The 24,275-nt window shown below is 72.7% G+C and carries 20 protein-coding genes; 9 read left to right on the top strand and 11 right to left on the bottom strand.

All coding sequences use genetic code 11. The features are described 5' to 3' along the window. The first annotated feature begins 44 nt into the window (after positions 1–44). Both FLP23_RS06180 and FLP23_RS06185 read left to right on the top strand, forming a co-directional pair. Complete coding sequence (locus FLP23_RS06180; RefSeq protein WP_149325046.1) at positions 45–1,421, top strand: MFS transporter; 1,377 nt, start codon at positions 45–47, stop codon at positions 1,419–1,421. Further along, positions 1,418–2,917, top strand: coding sequence for a pyridoxal phosphate-dependent decarboxylase family protein (locus tag FLP23_RS06185; protein WP_149325047.1), 1,500 nt, complete (start codon positions 1,418–1,420; stop codon positions 2,915–2,917). The genes FLP23_RS06180 and FLP23_RS06185 overlap by 4 nt, the downstream gene beginning before the upstream one ends. A gap of 251 nt (positions 2,918–3,168) precedes the next feature. On the opposite strand, the gene FLP23_RS06190 is transcribed toward FLP23_RS06185, so the two are convergent. The 3 genes from FLP23_RS06190 to FLP23_RS06200 are packed head-to-tail and all read right to left on the bottom strand — an operon-like array spanning position 3,169 to position 6,024. Then, positions 3,169–4,221, bottom strand: a complete 1,053-nt coding sequence (locus tag FLP23_RS06190) for a P-loop NTPase (protein ID WP_149325048.1) — start codon at positions 4,219–4,221, stop codon at positions 3,169–3,171. Next, positions 4,218–4,724, bottom strand: a complete 507-nt coding sequence (locus tag FLP23_RS06195) for a DUF1003 domain-containing protein (RefSeq protein ID WP_149325049.1) — start codon at positions 4,722–4,724, stop codon at positions 4,218–4,220. Before FLP23_RS06195 ends, FLP23_RS06190 begins: the two co-directional genes overlap by 4 nt. After that, the gene (locus tag FLP23_RS06200) at positions 4,711–6,024 is read right to left on the bottom strand and encodes a magnesium transporter MgtE N-terminal domain-containing protein (protein ID WP_149325050.1); all 1,314 of its coding nucleotides are present in this window, start codon (positions 6,022–6,024) and stop codon (positions 4,711–4,713) included. The genes FLP23_RS06195 and FLP23_RS06200 overlap by 14 nt, the downstream gene beginning before the upstream one ends. 36 nt (positions 6,025–6,060) lie before the next feature. Here FLP23_RS06200 and FLP23_RS06205 point away from each other — a divergent pair, with 36 nt between their 5' ends. Beyond that, entirely contained in the window at positions 6,061–6,543 is a 483-nt protein-coding gene (locus FLP23_RS06205; protein ID WP_149325051.1) for a YflT domain-containing protein, read from the top strand. Here the strand turns inward: FLP23_RS06205 and FLP23_RS06210 are convergent. Both FLP23_RS06210 and FLP23_RS06215 read right to left on the bottom strand, forming a co-directional pair. Further along, on the bottom strand, positions 6,540–7,334 hold the full coding sequence (locus tag FLP23_RS06210; protein ID WP_149325052.1) for an ABC transporter permease: 795 nt from the start codon (positions 7,332–7,334) through the stop codon (positions 6,540–6,542). The two genes, FLP23_RS06205 and FLP23_RS06210, sit on opposite strands and share 4 nt — an antisense overlap. A gap of 3 nt (positions 7,335–7,337) precedes the next feature. After that, positions 7,338–8,228, bottom strand: a complete 891-nt coding sequence (locus tag FLP23_RS06215) for an ABC transporter ATP-binding protein (RefSeq protein ID WP_149325053.1) — start codon at positions 8,226–8,228, stop codon at positions 7,338–7,340. 114 nt (positions 8,229–8,342) lie between these two features. Here FLP23_RS06215 and FLP23_RS06220 point away from each other — a divergent pair, with 114 nt between their 5' ends. Then, positions 8,343–9,254 carry a TetR/AcrR family transcriptional regulator gene (locus tag FLP23_RS06220; RefSeq protein WP_149325054.1) on the top strand — a complete coding sequence of 304 codons (912 nt, stop codon included), beginning with the start codon at positions 8,343–8,345 and terminating at the stop codon, positions 9,252–9,254. Between the two features lie 70 nt (positions 9,255–9,324). On the opposite strand, the gene FLP23_RS06225 is transcribed toward FLP23_RS06220, so the two are convergent. Together FLP23_RS06225 and FLP23_RS06230 are read right to left on the bottom strand one after the other, a co-directional pair. Beyond that, on the bottom strand, positions 9,325–10,743 hold the full coding sequence (locus FLP23_RS06225) for an aminopeptidase P family protein (protein WP_149325055.1): 1,419 nt from the start codon (positions 10,741–10,743) through the stop codon (positions 9,325–9,327). Positions 10,744–10,781: 38 nt separating this feature from the next. Then, the gene (locus tag FLP23_RS06230; RefSeq protein WP_149325056.1) at positions 10,782–11,792 is read right to left on the bottom strand and encodes an endonuclease/exonuclease/phosphatase family protein; all 1,011 of its coding nucleotides are present in this window, start codon (positions 11,790–11,792) and stop codon (positions 10,782–10,784) included. 88 nt (positions 11,793–11,880) lie between these two features. On the opposite strand from FLP23_RS06230, the gene FLP23_RS06235 reads away from it, so the two are divergent. Continuing rightward, complete coding sequence (locus FLP23_RS06235) at positions 11,881–12,735, top strand: PHP domain-containing protein (protein WP_149325057.1); 855 nt, start codon at positions 11,881–11,883, stop codon at positions 12,733–12,735. Here FLP23_RS06235 and FLP23_RS06240 read toward each other — a convergent pair. Both FLP23_RS06240 and FLP23_RS06245 read right to left on the bottom strand, forming a co-directional pair. Further along, a complete protein-coding gene (locus tag FLP23_RS06240; RefSeq protein ID WP_149325058.1) occupies positions 12,732–13,730 on the bottom strand; it encodes an IS481 family transposase in 999 nt (332 codons plus the stop codon). The genes FLP23_RS06235 and FLP23_RS06240 overlap by 4 nt on opposite strands. A 97-nt stretch (positions 13,731–13,827) precedes the next feature. Next, positions 13,828–15,237, bottom strand: coding sequence for a DEAD/DEAH box helicase (locus FLP23_RS06245; protein ID WP_210414014.1), 1,410 nt, complete (start codon positions 15,235–15,237; stop codon positions 13,828–13,830). Positions 15,238–15,328: 91 nt separating this feature from the next. Between FLP23_RS06245 and FLP23_RS06250 the strand changes: the two genes are divergently transcribed. Then, positions 15,329–16,054: a ferritin-like fold-containing protein gene (locus FLP23_RS06250; RefSeq protein WP_168200391.1), complete on the top strand. Its 726-nt coding sequence runs from the start codon at positions 15,329–15,331 to the stop codon at positions 16,052–16,054. 205 nt (positions 16,055–16,259) lie between these two features. Next, positions 16,260–17,204, top strand: coding sequence for a DUF559 domain-containing protein (locus FLP23_RS06255; protein WP_149325061.1), 945 nt, complete (start codon positions 16,260–16,262; stop codon positions 17,202–17,204). A 21-nt stretch (positions 17,205–17,225) separates the two neighbouring features. Here the strand turns inward: FLP23_RS06255 and FLP23_RS06260 are convergent, their stop codons facing one another. After that, positions 17,226–17,522, bottom strand: coding sequence for a hypothetical protein (locus FLP23_RS06260; RefSeq protein ID WP_149325062.1), 297 nt, complete (start codon positions 17,520–17,522; stop codon positions 17,226–17,228). Between the two features lie 24 nt (positions 17,523–17,546). Beyond that, on the bottom strand, positions 17,547–17,771 hold the full coding sequence (locus FLP23_RS06265; RefSeq protein ID WP_149325063.1) for a DUF3107 domain-containing protein: 225 nt from the start codon (positions 17,769–17,771) through the stop codon (positions 17,547–17,549). A 114-nt stretch (positions 17,772–17,885) separates the two neighbouring features. Here FLP23_RS06265 and FLP23_RS06270 point away from each other — a divergent pair, with 114 nt between their 5' ends. Both FLP23_RS06270 and FLP23_RS06275 read left to right on the top strand, forming a co-directional pair. Continuing rightward, positions 17,886–21,011 (top strand): UrvD/REP family ATP-dependent DNA helicase, encoded by a 3,126-nt coding sequence (locus FLP23_RS06270; RefSeq protein ID WP_149325064.1) that lies wholly within the window; start codon positions 17,886–17,888, stop codon positions 21,009–21,011. After that, positions 21,004–24,231, top strand: a complete 3,228-nt coding sequence (locus FLP23_RS06275) for an ATP-dependent helicase (protein ID WP_149325065.1) — start codon at positions 21,004–21,006, stop codon at positions 24,229–24,231. Before FLP23_RS06270 ends, FLP23_RS06275 begins: the two co-directional genes overlap by 8 nt. Positions 24,232–24,275 lie beyond the last annotated feature (44 nt).

Here is a 24,275-nt window from a genome sequence, read left to right on the forward strand (position 1 = left end):
GGCGATCCCGACCGGGCCGCCACGCGCCCGATAGGGTGACGCGCATGACGACGCCGTCGGGCGCACTGCGCGCATCCGTGATCGCCCGCTACGCCGCGGGGTCGATCGGCACGGGCGGCTTCGCCACCCTGCCGGGCCTCCTACTCGCGATCTACCTCACCGATACGCTCGGCGTCGCCGCCATCTGGGTGAGCGTCATCCTCATCGTCGCCAAGATCTGGGACGTCATCATCGACCCCGTGATCGGCGGCCGCAGCGACCGCAGCCTCGCCCGCACCGGCTCCCGCCGCCGCTTCATGCTCATCGGCGCCATCCTGCTGCCCGTGTTCTTCGTGCTCACCTTCGCCGCGGCGCCGGGCCTCGGGCCGCTCGCGAGCGGCGGGTGGGTGCTTGTCGCGTTCGTGCTCGCCGCCACCGCGTTCAGCCTCTTCCAGGTGCCCTACATCGCCCTCCCCGCCGAACTCACCCCCGACTACGACGCCCGCACCCGCCTGCTGTCGGTGCGGGTCGTCGTGCTGACCATCGCGATCCTGCTGTTCGGCGCCGGCGGCCCCGCCCTGCGCGGCGTCTTCGGCGGTGAGACCCCGGCCGGGTACCTCGGGATGGCGGCCGTCGCAGGCGTGCTGCTCGGCGTCGGGATGCTGGTGGCCTCCTTCTCGGCACCCCGCGAACCCGTCGGACCGACCCCGCCCCGGCAACCGCTCGCCGCCTACTACGCCGACGGCATCGCCGTGCTGCGCCGCAGCCGCGCCTTCCGCGCGCTCCTGGCCACCTTCCTGCTGCAAGCCCTCGCGACGGGCATGATGCTCGCCGGCGCCGCCTACATCGCCAAATGGGTGCTGCGGGACCCCGACAACGGCACCACCTTCCTGTTCATCGCGCTCATCGCTCCCGCCCTCGTGTGCGCGCCGCTGTGGGCGGTGATCGCCCGCCGCACCGGCAAGGAGTGGGCGTTCGGGCTCGCCTCGATCCTGTTCGGCCTCGCCGCGATGTCGCTCGTGCTGCTCGTGTGGGTGCCGGGCGCCTGGCTGTACGCCCCGGTCGCCGTCGCGGGTGCCGCCTACGCGGGCATGCAGACCCTGCCGATGGCGATGCTCCCCGATGTCATCTCGCACGACGCGGCGCGTCACGGCACCGGCCAGGCGGGGGTCTTCGGCGGGGTCTGGACCGCGGGGGAGACCACCGGGATGGCGCTCGGCTCGGTCGCCCTCACCCTCGGACTCGCCCTCACCGGCTACCGGGAGGGCGTCGCCGGCCAGGTGGTCGAGCAGGGGCCGAACGCCCTCGCCGGCATCGTGCTCGGCTTCAGCATCGTGCCGGCCATCATGATCGCCCTCAGCCTGTGGACGCTCGGACGCTACCCGCTGCGCCGTCACGACATCGAGCCCGTCGAGCCTGTCGCGGTGGAGCCCGCGCCGTGAGCGAACTCGTCCGCGACGCCGCCGGCGTGCTCGCGCGCCTCGACGCCCTGCGCGCCGCCGACCCGCCCACCCACGGTGGGCACGTGCTGAGCTACGTGTACGACTCGGGTCTCGCCGCCCTCGACGAGCTCGCCGCCGCCGCCATCCGCGCCGTGCAGCCGGTGAACGGACTCGACCCCACCACCTTCGGCTCCGTCGCCGTGCTCGAAGCCGAACTCGTGGGCTTCGTGCGCGAACTGCTGCACGGCGACGAGGAGGTGGTCGGCTCGGTCACCACGGGCGGTACCGAGAGCTGCCTGCTCGCCGTCAAGACCGCACGCGAGGTGTGGCGCGCGGCGCATCCGCACGGGGTGCCGCGACTCGTGGCGCCGAGCACCGTGCACGCCGCCTTCCAGAAGGCCGCCGCCTACTTCGGCCTGGACCTCGATCTCGTGCCGGTCGGTTCCGACGGCGCCGTCGCCGCGGCGGACGTCGTGGCGCGCCTCGGCGACGACGTCGCGCTCGTCGTGCTCTCCGCGCCGAACTACCCCTTCGCGGCGCTCGACCCCGTCGGCGCGGTGGCATCCGCCTGCGCCGCCCACGGCATCCCGCTGCATGTGGACGCGTGCATCGGCGGGCTCGTGCTGCCGTTCTGGACGGATGCCGCGGGCGCCCCGCTGCCCGACTGGGACTTCCGGGTGCCCGGCGTCACGAGTGTGAGCGCCGACCTGCACAAGTTCGGCTACGCCCCGAAGGGCGCCTCGGTGCTGCTGCAACGCGGCCGCGATCGGCAACGGCACCAGTTCTTCGCCACCACGCGCTGGCCGGGGTACCCGGTCGTCAACCCGACGATCCTCGGCTCGAAGTCGGCCGGCCCGCTCGCCGCCGCGTGGGCGATCACGCAGGCGCTCGGGGTGGACGGGTTCGCGGCACTCGCGACATCCTGTGCGCGGTCGACGGCGCGCCTGCGGGAGGCGATCGACGGGATCGAGGGGCTGCGGGTCGTGGGGGAACCGGTCGGCCCGCTGCTCGCGGTCGCCGCCGACGAGCGCGTGCCCGCCGACCGCCGTGTCGACCCGCACCACTGGGCGGACGCGGTGCGCGCCCACGGCTTCGTGCTGCAGCTGCAGCCGGCACTCGCGCAGCCCGGCGGCGCCGCCTTGCCGGCGACCACCCACCTCACGATCACCCCCGTCACCGAGTCGGTGCTCGCCCCGCTCACCGCGGCGCTCGTGGCGGGCGCCGACGCCGTGCGCGGCACCCCGCACGTGGACGGGGCGGCGCTGCTCGCCCAACTGCCACCGCTCGGCCCTGTTGCCGCCGCACTCGACGCCGACGCCCTCGACGCCGACACGGCGTGGGCGCTGCTGCAGGGCTTCGGCATCGGCGGGGGCGCGGAACTGCCGGACGCGCAGGCGCCGCTCGTGGCGCTCATCGAGACGCTGCCCGCACCGCTCGCCGAGCGGCTGCTCGTCGAGCTGCTGGGGCGGCTCGTCGAACCGCGCCCCGCTCGCTGACCGCGGCCCGCTCCGGGTCTGCCGGGGTGGTGGTCTCGAGACGCGTCCGCTGCGCGGGCGCTCCTCGACCACCGGAGAGTGCTGCGGCCCGCGGATCTCGATACACCGCGCTTCGCGCGGCACTCGATCAGCGGGGTGGGGCGCGGGGCGAGGCGGCGCGGGGTGGAGCGGGTCGGGCGGGTCGGGCGGGTCGGGCGGGGTGGGTCGGGCGGGGCGGGTCGGGCGGGCTCGGGCGGGGCGGGGTGCGGGGGCTACAGCAGGGGGCGGCCGGCGAGGCCCCGGCCGCGCGCGGCGAGCGTGTCGGCGAGGGCGACGACCGCGGCGGCGGCCGGATCCGCAGCGGAGCCGAGCACGAGCGGCGCACCCGCATCGCCGGCCGACGTCACGGCGGCCGAGAGCGGGATGCGCGCGAGCACCGGCACATCCAGCCGCCGGGCGACCTCGTCGCCGCCACCCGAGCCGAACACCCCGCCCGTCATGTTCTCGACCACCCCGATGACGGTCTGCCCGGTCTGCCGCGCGACGAGCCCCGAGCGCTCGGCGACCCCCGCGGCCGCCGCCTGCGGGGTCGTCACCACCACCACCTCCGCGTTCGGCAGCAGCTGCCCGAGCGTGATCGCCACATCCCCGGTGCCGGGCGGCAGGTCGAGCAGCAGCACGTCGAGGTCGCCGAAGTAGACGTCGCTGAGGAACTGCTGCATCGTGCGGTGCAGCAGCGGCCCGCGCCACGAGACGGGCGTGCCGTCGTCGACGAACATGCCGATCGAGATCACCTTCACCCCGTGCGCGACGGGCGGCAGGATCATGTCGCCCACCTGGGTGGGCTTGGCGTCCCCGATGCCCAGGATGCCGGGGATCGAGAAGCCGAACACGTCGGCATCCACGAGCCCCACGGTGAGCCCGCGCGCGGCGAGTGCGACGGCGAGCTCGGCGGTGACGGTCGATTTGCCGACGCCGCCCTTGCCGGAGGTGATCGCGATCACGCGGGTGAGGGTGCCGGGCCCGAACGGCATCCGCCGCACCCCGCGCAGGCGGGTGACGAGCGCCTCGCGCTCGGTGGGCGTCATCACCCCCACCTCGAGCTCGAGCGCCGAGATGCCGGGCACGCCGAGCACCGCCTGGCGCACGTCCTGCTCGATGCGGTCGGCCGCGGGGCAGCCGACGATGGTCAGCCGCAGCGCCACGCGTGCCGTCGAGCCCTCGACGGACACCTCGGGCACCATGTCGAGCTCGGTGATGGGGCGCCGGATCTCGGGATCCTGCACGCGGGCGAGCGCCGCGCGCACCGCATCCGCGGTGGTCACCGCACGACCTCGTCCGGCTCCTTGTCCTTGTCGAGCTCGTCGAGCAGGGCGCGCAGCTCTGCCCGGATGAAGTCCTTCGTGGCCATCTCCTTCACCGCGAGCCGCAGCGCCACCACCTCGCGCGCGAGGTATTCGGTGTCGGCGAGGTTGCGCTCGGCGCGCTGCCGGTCCTGTTCGATCTGCACGCGGTCCCGGTCGTCCTGGCGGTTCTGCGCCAACAGGATGAGGGGGGCCGCATAGGAGGCCTGGAGCGAGAGGATGAGCGTCAGCAGGGTGAAGTTCTGGGCGCGCGGGTCGAACTGCAGCGGCACCGGGGCCATCGTGTTCCAGCTGAGCCACACGGTGACGAAGACCGTCATGCCGATGAGGAAGTAGCTCGTGCCCATGGCGCGGGCGAACGCCTCCGAGAAGCGGCCCATTCGGTCGCGCCCCGAGGAGCGGAAGACGAACGCCGGGCGGATGCCCTTCGGCGAGTCGTAGGGGATGTCGTTACGACGTGCCATGCGAGGTCCTCCTTCCGCGGGTCGGGATGGCTGCGGTGCCGGTGGTCACGGGTTCGGGATGGTCTTCCCTCGTGGAACTTCGCCAGTCATCCGGCAGGAGGTAGTCGAGGACGTCGTCGATGGTCACCACCCCGACGAGTCGGTGCTTCTCGTCGACGACGGGAAGCGAGACGAGGTTGTAGCTGGCGAGGATGCGCGAGACCTCGGCGGCGCTCGTCTCCGGCGAGACGGGTTCGAGGCTCGCGTCGAGCAGCGTGCCGAGCCGCTCGTGCGGCGGGTAGCGCAGCATCCGCTGGAAGTGCACCACCCCGAGGAAGCGTCCGGTCGGCGGTTCGTAGGGGGGCAGGGTGACGCACACCGCGGCGCCCAGGGCGGGTGCCAGCTCATGACGACGGATGAGGGCGAGCCCTTCGGCGACGGTCGCGTCGGCCGAGACGATGATCGGCTCGGTCGTCATGAGCCCGCCGGCGGTCTCCGGGGCGTAGTTGAGCAGGAAGCGCACGTCTTCGGCCTCTTCGGGCTGCATGAGCTCGAGGAGGGTCTCGCCGCGTTCCTCGGGCAGCTGCGCGATGAGGTCGGCGGCGTCGTCGGGCTGCATCTGGTCGAGCACGTCGGCTGCGCGCTCGTCGTCGAGCTGGGTGAGGATGTCGACCTGCTCCTGCTCGGGCATCTCTTCGAGGGCGTCGGCGAGGCGGTCGTCGGGGAGTTCCTCGGCCACCTCGATGCGGCGGTCCTCGGGCAGGTCGAGCAGCGTGGATGCCAGGTCGGCGGGCAGCAGGTCGGAGTAGGTGGCGATGAGCTGTTCGGCGGACTGCGCCTCGCCCGTGTCGGTCTTCTCGCGCACCTTGTCCCAGCTGGTGAGCAGGGTGGCGCCTTTGCCGAAGGGGGCCGGGCTCGTGCGGGGGCGCCGCAGGAAGAGCTCGCCGATCTTCCATTCGCCGGGCGCGTCGTTCTCGATGGCGACGTCTTCGATGGTGGCGTCGCCGGATCCGTCGCGCAGCGACACGCGGCGGCCGAGGAGCTCGGCGATCACCCGCACCTCGCCGCCGCGCTGCTCGAAGCGGCGCAGGTTGATGAGGCCGGTCGTGATGATCTGGCCGCCGCCGATGCTCGTGATGCGGCCGATGGAGACGAAGACGCGTCGGCGTCCCGGGATCTCGACGATGAGGCCGACGACGCGCGGCGAGTCGGTGTTGCGGTACACGACGAGCACGTCGCGCACCTTGCCGACCTTGTCGCCGTGGGGGTCGAAGACGCTTCCGCCGGCCAGGCGGGCGACGAAGACTCTCGTGGCGCTCACGTGAAAACCCTACTCGCCGGATGCCACAATGAACTCGTGTCCAACCCCTCGCCTTTCGCGCGCCGCGGCGCCCCGCTCACGGTGCCCCAGGGGGACGTGCTGGGCACCTACGACAGCTACCCGGAGGCCCAGAAGGTGGTCGACCGGCTCGCGAAGGCCGATTTCCCGATCGCGAAGCTCGCGATCGTCGGCAACAACCTGACGAGCGTCGAGATCGTGACCCGCAAGCGCTCCTGGAACCGGGCGGCGCTCTCCGGCATCCTGAGCGGCGCGTGGCTGGGACTGTTCATCGGCCTGCTGCTGAGCTTCCTCTCGCCGACGTTCACCTGGCAGTTGTTCGCGGCGGCCGTGTTCATCGGTGCCGCGTTCGGGCTGTTCCTGCAGTTGGCCGGCTACGCGGTGAGCCGCCGCAACCGGGACTTCGAGTCGATCGCGCAGGTGCTCGCCGCGAACTATCAGATCATCCTGGAGCCCGGGCAGCTGGCGCGGGCGCAGGAGCTGCTCGCGCGCAACCCCTAACGCCGCCCGGCCTTCGCGGCGAACAGCACGCGCGTGAGCACCACGGCGATCGCGAGGATGAGCGCGCACCAGCCGATCGCCCACCCCGCGCTGTCGCCGATGTCGGTGCCGAGCAGCAGTCCGCGGATGGTCTCGATGATGGGGGTGAGGGGCTGGTTGCGGGCGATGCCTTGCAGCCATTCGGGCATCGAGTCGACCGGGACGAAGGCGCTCGAGAGGTAGGGAACGAACATCAGGAAGAACCCGTAGCCGCTCGCCGCCTCGGGGCTCGACGCGGCGAGTCCGATCGCCGCGAACAGGTAGGTGATGGCGAGGATGTAGGCCGCGACGAGCGCGAACATCCCGACCCAGTCGAGCAGCGTGCCGGTCGGCCGGAAGCCGACGAGCACGGCGACGCCGACGACGATGGCGGTGGCGACGAGGTTGCGCACGAGGCTTGCGACGACGTGGCCGGTGATGACGGTCGCGGCGCGCAGCGGCATGGTGCGGAAACGCTCGATGACGCCCGCTTTCATGTCGTTCGCGACGTCGACGGCCGTCGAGGCGGCGCCGAATCCGGCGCACAGCAGGATGATGCCCGGCACGACGTAGTCGACGTAGCTGCCGCTCGGGTCGATGGCGCCGCCGAACACGTAGGTGAACAGCAGCATGAGCACGGTCGGCAGGGCGATGGCCATGACGAGCGCGTCGGGGGTGCGGAGGCTGTGCAGGAGGCTGCGCCAGACGAAGGTCGCGGTGACGGTGGCGCGGGTGGCGCGCGGGGGGAGCGCTGCAGCGTTGAGCACGGACATGGGTCAGGCCTCCTGGTCGACGAGGGTGCGGGGTGCGGGGCTGCCGGTGACGGCGAGGAAGACGTCGTCGAGGCTGGGGGAGCGCAGCGACACCGTGCCTGCGGCATCCGCGGGCAGCGCCGCGAGGGCGGCGCGCAGTCCGGCGAGGGTGCCGTCGGTGGGGGTCTCGATGAGCGGCGCGCCGTCGGTGTCGTGGAGGGCGAGCACTTCGGTGCCGACGCGGGCCTTGAGTTCGGCGGCGGTGCCGTCGGCGACGATGACGCCGTGTTCGAGCACGGCGACCCGGTCGGCGAGCCGGTCCGCCTCTTCGAGGTACTGGGTGGTGAGCAGCACGGTCGTGCCGGCCGCCGCGAGGGCGCGGATCTCGTCCCACAGCCCTTGTCGGCTGCGGGTGTCGAGGCCCGTGGTGGGTTCGTCGAGGAACACGACGGGGGGCGTGCGGATGAGGCTCAGGGCGAGGTCGAGCCGACGGCGCATGCCTCCCGAGTAGCTCGCGACGCGCTTGCCGGCGGCGTCGGCGAGTCCGAAGCGGTCGAGCAGCTCCTCGGCCCGCTCGCGTGCGGCGCGGCGGCCGAGCCCGGAGAGCCGCGACATCATCCGCAGGTTCTCGCGACCGGTCAGCACCTCGTCGACGGCGGCCGACTGCCCGGTGACGCTGATCACCCGGCGCACCGCGTCGGCGTCGCGCACCACGTCGAAGCCGCAGACGCTCGCGCTGCCGGCGTCGGGTGCGACGAGGGTGCTGAGGATGCCGAGTGTCGTGGTCTTGCCGGCGCCGTTGGGCCCGAGGAGGGCGAGGATGCTGCCGGCGGCGATCTCGAGGTCGAGCTCGTGCAGCACGCGTGTCGCGCCGAACGATTTGCTGACGCCCCGCAGGGCGATGGCGACGTTCATGGGGATCCTTCCCTACTCATTGAGTGCGACGTAAACTGTTTATGTCGCATACCATAGTGTATGGCATACACAATGAAGGGTTCGGATGTCAAGCGCGTCTACGATCGGAACACCATGAGCGAGACCTCCGAGCCCGAACTGCCCCGCGCGGTCGCGCTCGCCTGGGGCGTCGCCGCGCATCCCCAGCGCGGCCCCAAGCGCGAGCTCTCCATCGAGCGCATCGTCGACACCGCGGTCGCCCTCGCCGACGAGGGCGGCCTCGCCGCGGTCTCGATGTCATCCGTCGCGACCGCGCTCGGCTTCACGCCCATGTCGCTCTACCGCTACATCACCTCCAAGGACGACCTGCTCGTCCTCATGCAGGAGCGCGGCATCGGTCTGCCGCCGGAGCGCGTGCTCGAGGCGGACGGCTGGCGGGCCGGGCTCCACACCTGGGCCCACGCCACCGCGGAGGCGTACCTCGAGCACCCGTGGTTGCTCGACATCCCGATCGACGGCACCCCGTCGACCCCCAACAACCTGGCCTGGCTGGACGCTGCGCTCACGGTGCTCGCCCCGGTCGCGGCAAGCGACGACGCCAAGCTCGGCATCGTGCTCGCCCTCATCGCCCAGGTGCGCTGGCAGGCGACGGTCGAACGCGGCTACCGCGCCGTCGCGGCGCGCGGCGACGACCCGGAGGAGCACGACGCCGGCATCGAGGCGCTGCTCGCGGAGCTCGTCACGGTCGACGAGTTCCCCGCGGTGCGTCGGGCGATCGACGCCGGTGCGTTCTCACCGGTGCCGGGCGGCGACCCCTTCGCGTTCGGGCTGGAGCGCCTGCTCGACGGCATCCAGAGCTACCTCGACGCCGGATCGGCCGCCGCACCCGATCCGACGCCCGCCGACCCGATCGAGGCGCAGGCCGCGCGGGATCCGAAGGTCAAAGAGGCGGTCAGGGCGCGGCGGGAGGCCGAGCGGCAGCTGCGCGAAGCCCGCAAGCGCGAGCGCGAGCGGATGCGCGAAGCGCGCGAGCGCCTGCGCCGCTGAGGCGCCGTCCCTCGCCGGATCCGAGGAGCCGCACGAGGAAACTCGCCACACCGCCTGCGGCGGCACGCGATCAGCGCGTGGTGGCGGCCATCCACTCCTCGACCTCGTCGGCCGTGCGCGGGATGCCCGCCGAGAGGTTCTCGGCGCCGTCCGCGGTCACCACGATGTCGTCCTCGATGCGCACCCCGATACCGCGATACTCCTCGGGAACGGTCAGATCGTCGGGCTGGAAGTACAGCCCCGGCTCGATCGTGAACACCATGCCGGGCTCCAGCACGCCGTCGAGGTAGAGCTCGCGGCGGGCCTGCGCGCAGTCGTGCACGTCGATGCCCAGGTGGTGGCTCGTGCCGTGCACCATGTAGCGGCGGTGGTACTGCGCGTCGGGCTCGAGCGAATCCTCGGCGCTCACCGGCAGCAGCCCCCACTCGGCGGTGCGCGCCGCGATGACCTTCATGGCCTCCGCGTGCACCTCGCGGAACCGGATGCCGGGTCGCACGATCGCGAAAGCCGCATCCGCGGCCTCGCGGACCGCCTCGTAGATGCGGCGCTGCACGGGGGTGAAGGTGCCCGACACGGGCAGGGTGCGGGTGATGTCGGCGGTGTAGAGCGAGTCGAGCTCGACCCCCGCGTCGAGCAGCAGCAGGTCGCCCGGGACCACGGGGCCGTCGTTGCGGGTCCAGTGCAGGATGCAGGCGTGCGGGCCCGATGCGGCGATCGTGTCGTAGCCGACGGCGTTGCCCTCCGCGCGCGCGCGACGATTGAAGGTGCCCTCGATGAGGCGCTCGCCGCGCTCATGCGCGACGATCTGCGGCAGATCCGCGATGACGTCGTCGAAACCGAGCTTCGTCGCGGCGACCGCGGCCCGCAGCTCGGCGAGCTCGAACTCGTCCTTCACGAGGCGCAGCTCGCTGACCGCGCGACGCAGCTCCGCATCCCCCACGGACGCCTCGGCGGCCTCGTCGGCGAGCGGGTCGACGCCGCGCAGCACGAGCGCCGCCCCCTCGACGGCGCCGAACTCGCTGAGCGGCCGCGTCTCGAGGGCCAGCTCCGCCGCCACGTGGGCGAGCGAGGGACGCGGGCCCGTCCAGAACTCGCCGACCGCCGCGTTCGCGTAGAACTCGTCGGAGTCCCGGCCCGCGCTGGGGGTGAAGTACAGGGTGGCGGCGCCCTCCGCGGGACCGATCACGAGCACGCTTCCGGGCACGGTGTCGCTCGCCCAGCCGGTGAGGTGCGAGAAGGCCGAGTGCGCCCGGTAGGGGTAGTCGGTGTCGTTCGAGCGCTCCTTGGCGGGGCCCGCCGGGATCACGATCGCCCGGTCGGGGAACTGGGCGGCCAGACGCAAGCGGCGCGCGGCCGCGTAGGCCGCCTGGGCGCGCGGCGACGGTGCGACGTCGGGGCGCTCCGCCCAGCCGGAGAAGATGAAGTCGCGGAACGCGTCGGAGGTGGGGGTCGTCGAGCGGTTCGCGGTGGCGGGGGTCGTGTCGGCCATGCGATCCATTCTCCCACTCCTTCCCCGGAGGGGTGAGGTCAGGGGGCGGGGCGCAGCTGCGCCACGACGGGGCGGTGGTCGCTGCCCGCGCCGTCAGCCGACTCGATCACCCGGAAGCCGATGATCTCCCACTCCTCGGTCGCGAGCACGTGGTCGATCGGCGCGCCGAGCAGGGGAGGCAGCACCGCGGGCCAGGTGCCGACCGCCGCACCCCCGGCGGCACGGGCCGCATCCCGGCAGTCCGCGAGACCCGTGCTCGAACCGTAGGAGGCCCAGTGGTCGAGCGTCGAGTTCAGGTCGCCGGCCATGATGACGTTCGCGGTGTCCTGGCAGCGCGCGGCGAGCCAGTCGAGTCCGTCGCGCCAGGCGCGCAGCTCGCCGGGCATCGGTGAGACCGGATGCGCGGCCACGATGGTCGGGCCGGACCCGTTCACCGGCACCGCCACGAGGCTCGGCAGCGTGGGGGTCGAGTCCGCGGCCTCGTCGCGCACGTAGACGCCGAGGTGCTCGCTGATGAGCAGTTCCGTGGAGCGCGCCTTCGAGATCGTGTCGAGCTGACGGTCGATGAGCTGCATGGGGCGGCCCGCGTTCGCGAGGAGCTGCCGGACCTGCTCGCCCGCCGCGTGGCTGGTCTCCGGCAGCACGACGATGTCGGCCTCCTGGGCGATCGCGAGCTCGGCGATCGCCTCGGCGCCGGGAGCGTCGCCGAGGGTGTTCCACGAGAGCACCACGACATCCGCGGGCGCCTTCGTCTGGAATCCGTCGCCGCCGAAACCGCGCACCGCCAGCACCCCTGTCGACACCACCGCGAAGACGAGCAGCAGCAGGGCGAGGCCGGCGAGGAAGCGCCGCAGTCGCGCGGCCAGCAACGCGATGAGGGTGAACAGCATCGCGAGCAGCACGGCCACCAGCACGACCATCCCGCGCATCGCGACCACGTGGATCACCCCCGGCGCGCGCTCAAGTCCGAACAGTTGCGGCCAGCAGGCCACCAGCAGCACCGCGGCGAGGGCGAGGGTGACCACGGCGGCGAGAAGGCGACGGGTCACCCTCTCGAGCCTAGGTGAGGCCGCGTCGCGATGACTCATCCCTGCGACGGATCCGGTGCCGGGAGGCTCGCCGATCTAGCATGAGGGGATGCCCGGACCGATCGACCTGCACGCGCACTCGAGCGTGTCCGACGGCACCGAGACGCCCGCGGAGCTCGTGGCCGCGGGGGTCGCGGCGGGGCTCGGCGTGCTCGCCATCACCGACCACGACTCGACGGCCGGATGGGATCAGGCGATCATCGCCGCCCACGGCACCGGGCTCGAACTGGTGCCCGGCATCGAGCTCTCCACCCAGCAGGACTATGCGAGCGTGCACATCCTGGGCTACCTGGTGGACCCCGACGACCCGGAGCTGCGCGCCGCGACCGCCGCGATCCGCTCGGAGCGGCTGCACCGGGCCGAGTCGATGGTCGCACGCATCGCGGTCGACTACGCGCTCGACTGGGACGATGTGCTCGCCCAGACCACGCCGGGCGCCACCGTGGGGCGTCCGCACATCGCCGACGCGCTCGTCGCGCGCGGGCACGTGCCCGACCGTTCGGCGGCGTTCGCGACGATCCTGCACTGGCGGGGCGGCTACTACCGGCCCCATGAGGCTCCGCCGCCCGTCGAGGGCGTGCGGCTCATCACCGGGGCCGGCGGCGTGGCGGTCATCGCGCATCCGGGCGCTCGGGGGCCGCAGCGGGTGCTGTCGGATGCGCGGATGCGGTCCCTCGTCGATGCCGGCCTGTTCGGGCTGGAGCTCGACCACCGGGACAACCCGGTCGCGTCGCGGCCGCATTGGGCGGAGCTCGCGCGCCGCTTCGGCCTCGTCACCACGGGGTCGAGCGACTACCACGGTGCCGGCAAGCCGAACCGGCTCGGCGAGAACACCACCGCCCCCGAGGTCTACGCGGCGATCGTGGCGCGCGCCACCGGATCCCGCCCGATCCGCACCCCCTAGATGTTCTTCCCCGTGAGGTTGTGAACGCGGGCTGCGGGGACGAGACCGCCGATTCCGGTGTGGGGTCGGTGGTGATTGTAGTGATGGAGCCAGTCGGCGTAGGTGGCTGAGCGGGTGGCCTCGGATGAGTATGCCTCGGCGTAGGCCCACTCGGTGGCGAGGGTGCGGTTGAAGCGTTCGACCTTGCCGTTGGTCTGCGGCCGGTAGGGGCGTGTCCAGCGGTGCTGGATGTTGCCGAGTGCGGCGGCGAAGGCGCGTGATCGGTAGCAGGAGCCGTTGTCGGTCATCACGGCGGTGACGGTGATGCCGTGCTCGGCGAAGAACGCTGCGGCTCGGAGCCAGAAGCCGGCCGCGGTCTCTTTGCGTTCGTCGGGGAGTTGCTCGGAGTAGGCGAGCCGGGAGTGGTCATCGACCGCGTGGTGCAGGAAGGTGTAGCCGCGCGAAGGGGACGCGCCGCGACGTGCGGCTCGATCCCGGGCCGAGCCGGCTCGTCGATCCTGGGTCGAACCGCGACCATGGATGCGCCAGCCGCCGCCATCCGGGATGCGACCGAGTTTCTTGATATCGACATGGACGAGCTCTCCCGGCGCGGCGACCTCGTAGCGGACCGGCTTCGGCGCGCGAACAGGCAGCCCGGTGGCCTGATCGACGTGGACAAGTCGCGGCATCCGATAGCGGGCGAGAACGCGTCCGACCGTCGAGCGGGGAACACCGAGGTGATAGCCGATGCGGTGCGGACCCCAACGGCGGGTGAAGCGCAACGCGACGATGCGTCGCTCGAGTCGCTGGGACGAGCGCGACGGGCTGCGGTGCGGTCGGGAGCTGCGATCGGTCAGCGGCAGCCCGGCGCGGTAGCGGCACGCCCAACGGGAAGCCGTCGCCGGGGAGCACTGGAACCGCTCAGCAGCCCGCCGCACCGGCCAGCCCTGATCGACGATGAGACGAGCAAGGCGCGCCCTGCCCTCCGGAGTAAACGGCGCGTTAGCGTGAGTCACGAAGACCTCCGTGGAAACGATCTGAGTGTGGTTACCCACATCGTTCCCGGAGGTCTTCGCTCACCTCAGCCGTTCACAACGTGTCGGGGAAGAACACCTAGACGGTCGGCGGGGTGGGGGCGCCCGAACCCGAGCTGCGGCGACGCCGACGACGGCGCTGCGAGGGCGCCGCGTTGCCGTCGTGGTGCTCCGTGCCCTTGCCGTCGTGCGTGCCGGTTCCCGCCTCCCGCGGTGCGGAGGCCCCGCCCGCGGCGCCGCCGGATCCCGAACCGCCGCGCGTGCGGGTGCGCTGGCGCGACCCGCCGGATCCCGACGGCGCCTGCCCCGTGCGCGGCGCGCGCTCCGGAGCCGGGCCCGCGGGCTTCAGGCGGCCCTTCGTGCCCTCCGGGATGTCGAGGTCGGCGAACAGGTGCGGCGAGGAGGAGTACGTCTCGGTCGGCTCCGGGATGCCGAAGTCGAGGCCGCGGTTGATGAGCCCCCACTTGTGCAGGTCGTCCCAGTCGACGAAGGTCACCGCGATGCCCGTCTTGCCGGCCCGGCCCGTGCGGCCCGCACGGTGCAGGTAGGTGTCGGGGTCGTCGGGCACCGTGTGGTTGATGACGTGCGTCACGTCGTTGACGTCGATGCCGCGCGCGGCGACATCCGTCGCGATGAGGATGTCCTTCTTGCCGGCCTTGAACGCCGCCATGGAGCGCTCGCGCGCATCCTGGCTCATGTCGCCGTGCACGGCGCCCGCGTTGAAGCCGCGGTCGTTCAGCTCCTCGACGAGCTTCTGGGCGGCGCGCTTGGTGCGGGTGAAGATCACCGTCTTGCCGCGGCCGTTGGCCTGCAGGATGCGCGAGATCACCTCATCCTTGTCGAGGGAGTGCGCCCGGTAGATGACGTGCTTGATGTTGGCCTGCGTGAGCCCCTCGTCGGGGTCGTTCGCGCGGATGTGGATGGGCCGGTTCATGAAGCGGCGCGCGAGCGCGACCACAGGTCCCGGCATCGTCGCCGAGAACAGCATGGTGTGGCGGGTCGGCGGGGTCTGCGCGAACAGCTTCTCCACGTCGGGCAGGAAGCCGAGGTCGAGCATCTTGTCGGCCTCGTCGAGCACCATCACCTGCACCTGGCTGAGGGACAGCAGGCGCTGCCCGGCGAGGTCGAGGAGGCGTCCGGGGGTGCCGACGACGATCTGGGCGCCCGCCTTCAGCTGCTCCACCTGGCCCTCGTAGGCCTTGCCGCCGTAGATGGCGGCCACCTGAGTGGGACGGTTGGATGCGGCGAGTTCGAGGTCCTCGGCCACCTGCACGCACAGCTCACGGGTGGGGACGACGATGAGGGCCTTCACGCCCGGTCCGGGGTTCGGCCCGAGCGCCTGGATGACCGGAAGGCCGAATCCGAAGGTCTTGCCGGTGCCGGTCTTCGCCTGGCCGATGATGTCCTGTTTGGCGAGGCCGAGGGGGATGGTCTGGGTCTGAATCGGGAAGGGCTCGATGATGCCCTTCGCCGCCAGCGCGTCGACCATGTCCTGGTCGATGTTGAGATCGCGGAAAGTCAAGGAATACCTGTCTGGTAGGGGAGGACTCCAGTCTACCGGGCTCGCATACACTGGGCCGGTGGCCTGGTTCCGTCGTCGCACGCGTCCGCGCCCGGCAAGCCATCACGTCGCCCCGCGTTCCGAGGCGGTGGCCGTCGCCCGGGTGGAGTTGGCCGACCTCGCTCCCGCGCCGGAGCGCTTCCTCGGTCAGACGGCGTACCTCACGATCGTCCTGTTCGAGAACCTCGGCCGCGCGGTCACCACGGCACCGACGACGGATGCGAAGACGCGGCTCACGCACGCGGCATCCGAGCTGCTGGCCATGCATCAGGAGCTCGTCGGGCTGCTGCGTGAGCACCACGACGACCCGACCGCGCAGATGGATCCGTTCCGGCTTCCCCTCGACGACTTCCAGCGCCGCACGAAGGGCGCCGACTGGCACGAGATCCTCGTGACCTGCTATCTCACGAACGGCTTCCTGCTCGACTTCTTCGCCGGGCTCGCCGCGGGCCTGCCGCGGGATCTCGCGGATCGCGCGGCCGAGATCCTGCAGCGCGACAAGGGCGAGGAGGTGCTCGTGGGGGAGCTGCGGCTCGCCATCGAGGAGAACCCACGGGTGGCGTCGCGACTCGCGATGTGGGGTCGTCGCCTCATCGGCGACACGATGCTCGTGGCCCGCTCGGCGATCGAGCAGCACGGCACCGCCGCGGATGCGGCCGCGGTCGACGAGCGCGTCGACCCGGTGTTCACCGAGCTCATCGCGGCGCACACGCGCCGCATGGATGCCCTGGGCCTGACCGCCTGAGGCGGATCGGCACGGGTTCTTTCCGCAACTCAGGAGACTCGCCCGTTTGCCAGGGTGTGCGCCGCCGCCCCGCGCGTATCTCCTGAGTTGCGGAAAGTACGCGCGACGATCGGCCGGTCCTGCACAGCCGCGGTGGCGCGGTCGCCGTCTCCGGATCAGGCGACGGACGTCGACGCCGATTCCGCAAGGCGAGCAGGCTCCCCGGATGATCAGCCCCGCCATCCGTGCCCACCCCTCGGAGCTCTTCGGCGACGCCGAGGTGCTGACCCGCCGCAACCTCGTCGGGCGCGGGGCGACCGTCATGCAGTTGGCCGCCGCCGTGCACGATGGCAGTCTCGTGCGGATCCGGAGGGGTTACTACGCGCGGCCGGACCTGGACCCGGCGGTGCAGCGCGCGGTGCGGGTGGGCGGCCGATTCTCGTGCGTCTCCGAACTGCGGCATCGAGGGATCTGGGCGCCGGCGGACCTCGACGAGGTGCACCTGCAGATCGCTCCGAACGCTGCGCGGCTTCGTGACAAGGACGACCGCACGGCGCCGATGGAGTTCGAGGCGCCCGGTTGCCGCATCCATTGGCGCGAACTGTCGCGGGCCCCTGCGAACCACGCGCACGCCGGACTCTGGGATGCGCTCACGCTCGCGATGACCTGCCTTCCCGAGCGGGACGCGCTCGCGGCGCTCGACAGCGCACTCCATCTGGGGATGCTCTCGATGCGCTCGCTCCCGGACCTCGCGGAGGGCCTCCCGCTCCATCGGCGTCACCTCGTCGATTGGGCGGACCCCGCCGCCGAGTCCGGCCTCGAGACGCTCATCCGCTACCTCTGCCGGGTGATGGGGCTGCGCGTCCGCAGCCAGCCCTACGTGCGGAGGGTGGGGCGCGGCGACCTCGAGATCGAGGATGTGATCCTCATCGAGGCCGACGGCGGCGCGTTCCATGCTGCAGAGGTCACGGCCCGTGACCGCCGACGCGATGCGGGATTCGTCCGTGCCGGTCGTACCGTCCTGCACTTCCGGTACGCGCAGATCGTCTACGAGCCGCGAGAGGTCGCCGAGACGATCCTGGCGGCGCTCCTCGCCCACCGCGGGGTTCGCAACTCAGGAGAAATCGTGAGGAGGGCGCGTCGACGGCTCGATGACGCCGGGATCTCCTGAGTTGCGGAAAAGGCTGAGCGGCTAGAGCCGACCGCCCGAGAGTTCGTGGAGGGCGCGCGCGTCGGCGCTGCGGCGCACGCGCGGCAGCAGGAACGCGGTCAGCGCGGCGACCAGGATGCCGGCCGCGATCGAGACCGTCCAGATCCAGCCGCCGTCGAACGGCCAGCCGAGCCAGACCAGCAGCGCCCACACGGCCGAGGTCGCGGCCGCGCCCACGGCGGGCAGCAGGGCGATGCCGTAGGAGCCGCGTCCGGGAACGAGGTAACGGATGAGGCCCCCGATGCCGGCGCCGATGACGGTGACGAAGACGATCTCCACGCGGCGATCCTAGGCGAGAAGCGGTCAGGCGACGAAGCCGACGCGTCGGGTCTCGCCGCCGCCGACCTCGATGTAGGCGATTCCGGCCGCCGGGACGATGTAGACCTTGCCCTTGTCGTCGGCGAGCTTGACGAACACATCGCCGGCGGTGAGCGCCTTCTCGACGATCTTCTCCACCTCGGCGGCGGTCTGCGCGCTCTCGAAGGCGAGCTCACGGGCGGTGTTGGCGATACCGATGCGAATGTCCACGTGTCGAGCGTAGATGATGCCGAGCGGGGCATCCCGAGCGGTTCACTGTGGGCGGAACCGGGGGTTCGGACCGGCATCGGATGCGGTGTCCGAGCCGCCCGCTACGGTAGCGGCATGCCCGGTGCCCGATTCGTCGTCGACGAGCCAGAGGGCGTCGCGCCGGTGGTGCTCGACGCCTCGCAGGCGGCGGTGCTGGCGCTCGCCGACGACGCCTCGGCGGCGGTGCTCGGGGCTCCCGGAACCGGCAAGACCACGACGCTCGTCGAGCTCGTCGCGGAGCGGGTGGGCCGGGGATGGCGGCCCGAGCAGATCCTCGTGCTCGCTCCGTCCCGTGCCTCGGCGACCCGCTTGCGGGATCGTCTCGCGCGCCGACTCGGCGTGCCCACGGATGGTCCGCTCGCCCGCACGGTGTCGTCCCTCGCCTTCGAGGTGGTGGGCGCCGCGGCCCGCGCGGCAGGCGCGCCGCCGCCGCGGCTGCTGACCGGCACCGAGCAGGACGCCGATCTCGCGGCGATCCTGGAGGGCCATGTGGTCGACGGCACGGGTCCCGCCTGGCCGGACCCGCTCGTCCCGGAGGTGCGGGCGTTGCGGGGGTTCCGCGCCGAGCTGCGCGAGCTGCTCGCCCGGGCGACGGAGTACGAGGTGGATGCCGGACGTCTCGGCGCGATCGCCCGCGAGGCCGGCCGCGCCGACTGGGCGGCCGCGGCCGCGTTCCTCGGCGAGTACCACGCGCTGCAGGCGCAGAACCGGCCCGACCAGTTCGACGCCGCCGAGTTCGTGCGTTTCGCGGTGCGGGCGATCCGCGACGGAGAGGCGGGGTCGCGGGTCTCGGGTCTGCGGCTCGTGGTCGTCGACGATCTGCAGGAGGCCACCGAGTCGACGATGTCGGTGCTGCGCGCGCTCGCCGATCGGGGCGTCGCGGTGGTGGCGTTCGGCGATCCGGATGTCGCGGCGAACGCCTTCCGCGGGGGTGAGGCGGATGCCGTGGGCCGTCTCGCGGAGCGCATCGGCCTCCGCGACGGCGACCGGCTGGTGCTCGACACGGTGCACCGCGGGGGCGCCGAGCTTCGCGCGCTCGTGTCGCGCACCGTCGAGCGGATCGGCACCGCGGCGGCGGGTCCGCAGCGCCGGGCGGCGGTGCCGGCTCTCGCAGCCGAGGCGTCATCCGACCGGCCGCCGGTGTCGGTCATCCGTGCCACCACCCCCGCGCGGCAGGTGACGGCGATCGCCCGGGTGCTGCGCGAGGAGCATCTGCCGCACGGCGTGCCGTGGTCGCAGCTCGCGGTCGTGGTCCGCTCGGGCGCGCAGCTGCCGGAGCTCGCCCGCGCCCTCGCGCGCGCCGAGGTGCCCGCCCGCACCTCCGGCCGCGGTGCACCGCTGCGCGACGATCCGGCGCCGCGGGCGCTGCTCGCACTCGTGGAGGTCGCGATCGGGCGGCGGCAGCTCGACGCGGCGACGGCGGCCGAACTGCTCACGGGCCCCTTCGGCGGCCTCGACCCGCTCGGACTGCGCCGACTGCGCCTCGCGCTGCGGCACGAGGAGCTCGCCGGCGGCGGGTCGCGGCCGGGTGCGGAACTCGTGGCCGACGCGCTCGCCGAGCCGGGGCGCCTGGCGACGATCGAGGGCCGCGCGGCCGCGCGCGCATCCCGACTCGCCGGCACTCTCGCCGAGCTGCGCGCCCTCGCCGGCGGCGCGACGATCGAGGAGCTGCTCTGGGTGGCGTGGGAGCGCAGCGGGGTCGCCGAGTCGTGGCGCAGGCAGGCGCTCGGCTCGGGCATCGAGGCGGCCGAGGCGAACCGGGATCTCGACGGCGTCGTCGCGCTGTTCGCGGCGGCGAAGCGCTACGTCGAGCAGCGCCCGACGGAGGACGTGCTCGATTTCCTGCAGCACATCCTCGACTCCGACATCGTCGACGACCTGCTCGCGCCCCCGCGGGCCGACGACGCGGTCATCGTCGCGACCCCGTCGGCGCTCGTCGGGCAGGAGTTCCGCACGGTCGTGGTCGCCTCCCTGCAGGACGGCGCCTGGCCGAACCTCCGCCCGCGCGGCTCGCTGCTCGCCCCGCAGCGACTCGTCCGGCTGCTGGAGGGCAGCGATGCGGCGGCGATCGACGAACGCAAGCTCGTGCTCGACGACGAGCTGCGGATGTTCGCGCTCGCGGTCTCCCGCGCCCGCGAGCGCGTCGTGCTGGCGGCCGTCGAGAACGAGGACGAGTCGGCGAGCGTGCTGTTCCAGCTCGCGCCGTCCGCGCCCGACGCCCTCGCGGATCGGGTCGCGTCGCCGCTCACGCTGCGCGGCCTGACGGGGCTGCTGCGCCGCGAGCTCGTCGACGCGTCGGGGCCGCGGCGCGAGGAGGCGGCGGCCCTGCTCGCCCTGCTCGCCGAGCGGGAGGTCGTCGGCGCCTCGCCCGAGGAGTGGCTCGGCCTCCGCGAGATCTCCACCGACGCCCCGCTCTTCGACGGCGTGCCGGTGCGGGTGTCGCCGTCCCAGATCGAGAAGGTCGAGGAGTCGGCGCTCGATTGGGCCATCGAACGCCTGGGCGGCGGATCGACCTCCACGGCCATGAGCATCGGCACGCTCGTGCACGCGGTCATGGAGTTCGCCGAGGGATCGGACGAGCAGACGCTGTGGAGCCAGCTGGAGGCGCGCTGGCCGGAGTTGCCGTTCGAGGCGCCCTGGGTGTCCGCTTTCGAGCGCCGCGCCGCGCGACGCCTCATCCACGGTCTCGCCGAATACCTCGGGGACTTCGCCGCCGAGGGCAAGACGCTGGTCGCGGCCGAGGGCAGCATCAGCATCCCGCTCGGTGACGACATCGTCGTGAAGGGCACGATCGACCGGGTCGAGCTGGCTCCGGACGGCGCGGTCGTCATCGTCGACCTGAAGACCGGCCGCCCGACGACCTCGCCGCAGAAGGTCGCGCAGCACGCGCAGCTCGGCGTGTACCAGCTCGCCTACCGGGCCGGGCAGCTCGACGAGGCTCTCGCGCCGTATGGCGAGCACCACGGCGGTGGGGCCAAGCTGCTCTTCGTCCGCGAGGGGATCGGCGGCACGGCCTACCGTGAGGCGGTGCAGCTCTCCCTCGACGAGGAGGGGCTCGAGAGCTTCCGTGAGCGCATCCGCGCGGTGGCGGAGCTCATGCGGGCGTCGTCGTTCAGCGGACCCGCGGAACCCCCGTCGCCGGGCCGTCGACCCGACCCGGGCCTGCTTCTTCACCGGGTTCCCGAGGTGAGTCATGACTGAGCAGACCGGCGGCGGGGTGTCGGCGCTCCAGATCGCGGAGGCGCTCGCCGCGGTGCGTGGCGAGGCGGTGAAGCCGCCCACCGAGGAGCAGCGCGCCGTCATCGAGGCGCCGCCCTCCGCGCCGGCACTCGTGGTCGCCGGGGCCGGTTCGGGCAAGACCGAGACGATGGCGAATCGGGTGCTCTGGCTCGTCGCGAACGGCCACGTCGCCCCTTCGCAGATCCTGGGGCTCACCTTCACCCGGAAGGCGGCGGGGGAGCTCGCCGAGCGCATCCGTCAGCGGCTCGGCGAACTGCGCACCGCGGGGCTCACGAACGAGGCTGTCGAGCTGTTCGACGCACCCGAGATCGCCACCTACAACTCGTTCGCGAGCGCGCTCTTCTCCGACAACGCGCTCGTGCTGGGGCGCGACAGCGACGGCGTGGTGCTGGGCGAGGCGGCCGCGTGGCAGCTGGCCCGGCAGGTGGTCGTGCGCAGCGCGCATCCCCGGCTCCCGGAGCTCGACGAGCGGCTCGACGCGGTCGTGGAGGCCACCTTGCGGGTGGCGCGCGGCATCGCTGACAACGATGCCGACCCGGAACGGGTCCGCGCGGTCGGTCGGAGCTACGCGGCGATGCGCGAGCTCCCGAGCGCGAACCCGCGCTTCGCCTACGCCGACGTCCTGGAGAGGATCGGCGATCTCGCGGAGCTGGAGCTGCTCACCTCGCTCGCGGGCGAGTACGAGCAGGCCAAGCGCGAGCGCGGGGCGGTCGACTACGCCGACCAGGTGGTGCTGGCGCTCCAGGCGGCGCGAGCCCGGCCCGCGGTGCGCGAGGAGGTGCGCGAACGGTTCCGGGTGGTGCTGCTGGACGAGTATCAGGACACCTCGGTCGTGCAGACCCGGCTGCTCGCCGAGCTGTTCGGGGGCACCGCGGTGATGGCGGTGGGCGACCCCAACCAGTCGATCTACGGCTGGCGCGGCGCGAGCGCGAGCAACCTCACCCAGTTCCTGGAGAGCTTCGGGGTGCGTGAGCCGGTCGCGCGATACGACCTCAGCACGAGCTGGCGCAACGGCAGCGAGGTCCTCGAGGTCGCGAACGCGATCGTGGATGCGGGTGCCGGTTCCCGCTATGCGCCGAAGATCGCGGTCGAGCGCCTGCGCCCGCGCCGGGACGCACCCGCCTCCGCGGTGGAGGTCGTCGTCGCGACGGATGTCGACGAGGAGGCCGCAGCCGTCGCCGCCTGGTTCGCGCGCGGATTCGCCGCCGCGACCGCGGCATCCGGCACCCCGGCGACCGCGGCGCTGCTGCTGCGCACCCGGCGCACCCAGGACCGCTTCCTGCGCGCCCTGCACGACGCGGGGCTCAAGGTGCACGTTCTGGGCGTCGGCGGGCTGCTCGCGCAGCCCGAGATCGCGGACCTCGTGAGCCTGTTGCGGGTGATCGACGATCCGGGGTCGGGGTCGGAGCTGCTGCGGCTGCTCGCGGGCGCACGGTGGCGTATCGGCGTCGCCGACCTCGCGGGACTGCGTTCGGTCGCGTCGTGGCTCGCCGATCACGATGTCGCCGAACGGGCGCTGCTCGCCCCGGAGCTGCGGCAGGCGTTGCGCGGCTCGGTCGTCGAGCAGGAGGGCGGCTCGATCGTCGATGCTCTCGAGTTCGTCGGCCGCGCGCGCGACGGCCATCCGGCGCTCGCGAGCATCACTCCCGTGGGTCTCGCGAGAATGCGGGATGCGGCGGCCCTCATCGACCGCGTGCGGGCGCGGAGCGGGCTGGAGCTGCCCGATCTCGTGACCTTCGCCGTGCAGGAGCTGCGCCTCGACATCGAGGTGGCCGCCAATGACCACCGCGTGGCGGGGGATGCCCATCTCGAGGCGCTGCTCGATGCGCTGCACGGGTATCTGGCGATCGCGGAGTCCGCGGGCCTCGGGGGTTTCCTCTCGTGGCTGCGCGAGGCCGAGCGCCGCGAGGACCTCAGCCCGCGCCCCGAGAAGGCGGAGGCGGGATGCGTGCAGGTGCTGACGGTGCACGGGGCGAAGGGTCTCGAGTGGGACCTGGTGGCCGTGCCCCGCTGGGTCGAGGATGAGCTCCCCGCGAAGCCGCTCGAGGGCTACGGCGGCTGGCTCGGTTTCGGACGGTTCCCCTGGGGCGAGCGGGGCGATGCCGCGGAGCTTCCCGTGTTTGGGGGGGCCTCGGCGACGCACCGCAAGGAGTTCAAGGACGAGGTGGATCGCTTCACGCAGGAGGTGACCGAGCTGTATCTCGCCGAGGAGCGCCGCCTGGCGTATGTCGCGGTGACGCGCGCACGCTCGAGCCTGCTGCTGTCGGCGTCGTTCTGGTCGACCCGGAAGTCGGCGCGCACCTTGAGCCGTTTCCTCGTGGAGCTCGCCGAGGCCGGCATCATCGATCCGCTGCCGGGCGATGCGCCCCCCGCGCCCGACGCGTCGGCTGTCGCCGAGTCGGTGCACTGGCCGCACGAGCCGTTCGGCTCGCGCGCTGCGGCCGTGCGTGCGGCCGCGGAGGCCGTGCGCGCCGCGGCCCCGGCCCTGGTCGGCTCGCGAGCGCGCGAGGCGGAGCTGCTGCTCGAGGAGCGCGAGCGGCGCCGCACGCGCGACGGCGTGGTGCCGCTTCCGGTGCGCATCCCGGCGTCCGCGTTCAAGGACTATGTGACCGACCCGGATGCCGTCGCCGAGGAGTTGCGGCGCCCGATGCCCGAGAAGCCGTACCGCGCGACGCGACTCGGCACGCTGTTCCACGCCTGGGTCGAGGAGCGCTACGGCACGGCGGGCGGCGCGGCCGACGAGCTCGATGCCGCCCCGTTCGAGCTCGACGACGAGGGCGAGGTCGTGGATGCCGAGCGGCTCGCCGAGCTGCAGGCGACCTTCGAGCGGTCCCCGTGGGCGCAGCTGAAACCGGTCGAGGTGGAGCGGGAGATCCATCTGCCGTTCGACGGGCGCATCGTGATCTGCAAGATCGACGCCGTCTACCGGCACGGCGACCGCTTCGAGGTGGTCGACTGGAAGACGGGCAAGGCGCCGCGCGACGCCGCCGACCTCGAGCGCAAGCAGCTGCAGCTCGCCCTCTACCGGCTCGCCTACGCGCGCCGTGAGGGTATCGATCCGGCGCTCATCGACGCCGCCTTCTACTTCGTGGCCGACGATGAGGTGATCCGGCCGCCCCACATCGATTCGGAGGCGGAGCTGCTCGCCCGTTGGCGCGCCGTGTTCCCCTCCTCCCGCTGATCTCGATACGCCGCGGCTGCGCCGCGGCACTCGATCAGCGGGGG

Origin of the sequence: Protaetiibacter larvae, from assembly GCF_008365275.1 — a bacterium.
Classification (GTDB): Bacteria; Actinomycetota; Actinomycetes; order Actinomycetales; family Microbacteriaceae; genus Homoserinibacter; species Homoserinibacter larvae.